We start from the raw sequence: 3772 nt of genomic DNA, 5'->3' as shown, positions 1-3772 counted from the left end.
TGGCTGGCCAAACAGCGATATCGAGGCGCTTATGCCTTGGAACTACCAGCGCTGAACGGCATCAGCTACCCGCTTACTCCGCGATGCGTGGCGGTGGAACTGCAGGGCGGGGCGGCGCTTGCATAGGTTGGCGATCTCGTCTCGCTGACTGTGGTCTTCGACAGGAGCAGCCGCGACATGCGCCCACCGCCTCATTCCGATTGACGTGATGATTTCTGGATTTGCGAGGAGTTTCTGCCAGGCCTCGCACGCCGCGTCGATGATGGCGTCGTAGGTTTCGAAGACTCGGTTTGAGAGCCAGTTGGAGCGCGGGTATGGCCAGAGGTTTTCCACCGGGTTGAGTTCGGGGGATCGCGACGGCAGGAAGATCGGCGTGATGTTCTCCGGCACGTCGAGATTTGCCGTTGTGTGCCATCCAGCGCGATCCATGTGCAGCACAGCATGCGCGCCCTTGGCGACATGGCGGCTGATCTCGTCGAGGTGGAGCTGCATGGCTTCGGTGTCGGCATGCGGCAAGGCCACGGCAGCACCTTTGCCGCGTGCCCGGCAGATGGTTCGAACAGATAGGCGTTCTTGTAGCGCTGGTCGGCGGGCTGTCGGGGACGCGTGCCACGTTTTGCCCATTGCCGAACCGAGCCGTTCTTCTGGCCCATCCGGGCTTCATCTTGAAACCATATCTCCACCCATGTGCCTTTCGGCAGGTCGGCCAGATGAGCCTTCAGCGTGCGCGGGAAATTTTTTTAAATGCCTCGATGTGGGGCCACTCGACCACGAATCCAGAACCCCATCCGGCCCGGCTTCGTTGAAGCGATGCACCCAATCGTGCAAGGTTCTGGCGGTCCATTCCGCCGATCCTGGCAGCGTCCGCCCAGCTCATGCCGTCAAGCACCGCCGCCAGCGAAAGCAAACGGCTGCTCTGCCGCGCGTCCTTCGAAGCCCGTGCCAACCGGCGAAGCTCCGAGGCCGAATAGTATGTCCGCAACTGAACGGCTGATCCCATAGGCGAATCCCCTTCGCCCCAAAAGAATCATAAATCGGGTCGCGGAGGAATCTGGAGGAGCGAGTCAGAAATCGGCACCGCTGGTATCAAGTATAACCATCCGGTCTGGCTCCGATTACCCACAACGTCGGCGGGCCTATTGCCCCGTGTGAATCTGCCGTTCTGCCCGTGACGCCGAAGCACGGAAGCGTCACGGATGCGAAATAAGACCGGCAACAGCGAAGCCGCTTGGCAGGAGGAGGCTCAGCGGCGCTCGAACCACAAGGCTCATGAACGGGACGGGCTACGAACAATCGAGTATTGCTGGATCGAGTTCCCTCGGTTACTGCTGCAGGCCCGCGGCTGTGCAAACTCTAGGCAGCTTCTGTACTCAACGCGCTCAGGAAGCGAGCTATCGTTGAAAAGTTACGATCAGACCAGGAGCGACAAGGTGGGGTTGCGCGTCATGAGCAAGGCCAGCAAGATCAGAAGCGTCCTTATAGTCGACGATGACCCCGCGCTTATCCAAACCATGGAAGAACACCTACGGGCCAGCAATTTGTCAACCACTGTGGCGGATAAGCACACAGAAGCGTTAGCGATCTACGAAAAGCTGAAGCCGGACGCTATCGTCGTCAATTTGGATTTTGGCCAGGACAATGGCCCCCAAATATTGCGTAATCTCCGCAACCGTGGGAACGTCCCGATCATTTTGATTGGCAACCGCCGGGGCGATAACGATATAGTGGTTCGGCCCCAAGAAAACCATCGAAAAACACAATCGGGAAGATGGCTTTTCGGGGGATGGTCGCTATGCCTGAAGACTCGCCAGCTCCGTGAGCCTTCAGGCGCGGTGGTGGCTCTGACAAAAGGAGAATATGCGCTCCTAGTTGCTTTCGTCGAAGCGGCCCAACGGCCGCTCTCGCGAGAATACCTGCAGCGGGCCACCCGGATCCACGAGAATATTGTTGATCGCAGCATCGATGTTCAGATCCTCCGCTTGCGCCGGAAGCTCGAAGTAAATGCGCGCGCGTCGCAATTGATAAGAACGGTGCGTGGCGTTGGTTATGAATTCAGTATTCCGGCTGAGCGGGCTTAAGCGCCGGGTTATCGATGCCAGTGATGCTGTCGGTATGGCGGTGCTGGCCGTCAAGCCTGCGGCAGGCTGCTGTGGCTGATCGCGTGTGCGTACTCCTCGGCAAGGCTCCTCTCGGCGAAGCTGTTGAGGCGGCCAACGACGGCAGCCGCGAGCGCATCAGGATTGCCGATCACCGGCTCGATCGCGCGCTGGCTCAGCTGAAATGATGTGCCCAAACCTACGTCGGCTACATAGTCGTACTCATAGGAGCATGCCTATGCCTTATCGGCTATGCCGCCTGTCCGGTCAAAATGGGGTGCGCTCGACTCTGAGCAGGCTAGGGTGACACTAAGGCACTCGCCGACAGTACGCAGTCGCAACACCTGCAGAAGATGGACGAATTCGTAGCAGCCTCATCCTGACAGCTTTTAATTCTCGCTTAGTTCAGCAATCCGGTGTCAATGCCGCTCGAATTTTCCCCAAAAGTGCCGAAGTAAAATTCCCCAGTTTCGCCGCTCAGGCTGTCGCGGATGGGTGTCCATTTTTCGGTGGCCGGCCGCGCGGCCGCGATGGTGCATTTAGTGTCGGCGGCGTGATGGAGGCTTTTGATCGCAGGTGTTCGGGCATGAGCTCGGCGTGCTGACGGAGCCGATAGCTCGATCCCTCGATCTGGACGACGACCGCATGGTGAAGCAGGCGATCGAGAAGTGCGGTTGCGACGACAGGGTCGCCGAAGACCTCGCCCCATTCGGCGAAGCCGCGGTTCGAGGTGAGAATCATTGCGCCCTTCTCGTAGCGGGCGTTGACGAGTTGGAAGAACAGATTGCCGCCACCGTGGACGACGGGCAGATAGCCGATCTCGTCGACGACGAGGAGAGCTGGCCGGCAGAAGAGGATGCGTTCCTGCAGGCGGCCTTCGCGTTCGGCCCTTGCCAGCGCGGCGATGAGTTCGGCAAGCGTGCAGAAATAGACGCTCTTCCCAGCCTTCACGGCCTCGACGGCAAGCGCAATGGCCAGATGGCTCTTGCCTGCGTGGATGTTGCGATGACCGGGCTCGACATGACGCTGATGCCGGCCTTCGAGAATGGGATGGGTGGCAATCAGCGCGCCGTCCTCGAAGATGCGCACCTCTTCGGCCAACGTGTGCACCTCGACGACACGGCGCCTGGTGGCGTCGGGCACGCTGTAGAAATTGCCGCCGACGCTGATCATGCCCTCCCGGCTGATGCGTCGCTCGAGCTTCAGGACCGATCTGAACGGAGCCAAGGGCAGCGGCCGCAGCGCTGCCCGCTCCTCGGCGAAAGCTTCGTTGACGACACGCCTTGTGGTGGCGTGAACTCTCGGGTTTGCGACCGTGTCCAGCCAGTGGCGCAACAGCACGTTCAGGTCCTCGAGATTGCGAAAGGATCGGGCCAGGAAGAAGTCCTCGCGAATGTAACGGAACGGTCGCTCGACCTTGCCTTCGGTTTGGCGCGGTAAGGCCGACACGCCTTGGGATGGAAACCATAGTGGCGGGCAAGATCGACGAGCGCACGGTTGTAGACGATGCCGCCGGTATCGCCTTCGCCGATCACAGCCGTCTTCATACGATCGTAAAGCACTTCGCGAGGAGCGCCGCCCAGCGCCTCGAAGGCCCCAGCATGGCAGCGCAAGACAGTCGGCAGATCCTGGTGGACGACGAAGCGTGCCCAGATAAGGCGACTGAAGCCAAGCAC

Annotated in this window: 1 protein-coding gene and 3 pseudogenes; 2 read left to right on the top strand and 2 right to left on the bottom strand. The window is 60.1% G+C overall.

What is annotated here, in order from left to right; all coding sequences use genetic code 11:
- Positions 1-177: 177 nt before the first annotated feature.
- A pseudogene (locus tag AC0L2Y_RS34315) lies at positions 178-1000 on the bottom strand (IS630 family transposase); the annotation flags it as partial.
- Between the two features lie 445 nt (positions 1001-1445).
- Here AC0L2Y_RS34315 and AC0L2Y_RS34310 point away from each other — a divergent pair.
- Together AC0L2Y_RS34310 and AC0L2Y_RS34305 are read left to right on the top strand one after the other, a co-directional pair.
- Positions 1446-2078, top strand: coding sequence for a winged helix-turn-helix domain-containing protein (locus AC0L2Y_RS34310; protein ID WP_473562297.1), 633 nt, complete (start codon positions 1446-1448; stop codon positions 2076-2078).
- A 74-nt stretch (positions 2079-2152) separates the two neighbouring features.
- Positions 2153-2284 (top strand): annotated as a pseudogene (locus AC0L2Y_RS34305) (IS481 family transposase); the annotation flags it as partial.
- Positions 2285-2573: 289 nt separating this feature from the next.
- Here the strand turns inward: AC0L2Y_RS34305 and istA are convergent.
- Positions 2574-3772: pseudogene (gene istA, locus AC0L2Y_RS34300) on the bottom strand (IS21 family transposase); the annotation flags it as partial.

It is taken from the genome of Mesorhizobium sp. WSM4830, assembly GCF_055811495.1.
Note: the sequence above shows the minus strand (reverse complement) of the source record. Positions and strands in the feature narration are given on the sequence as shown.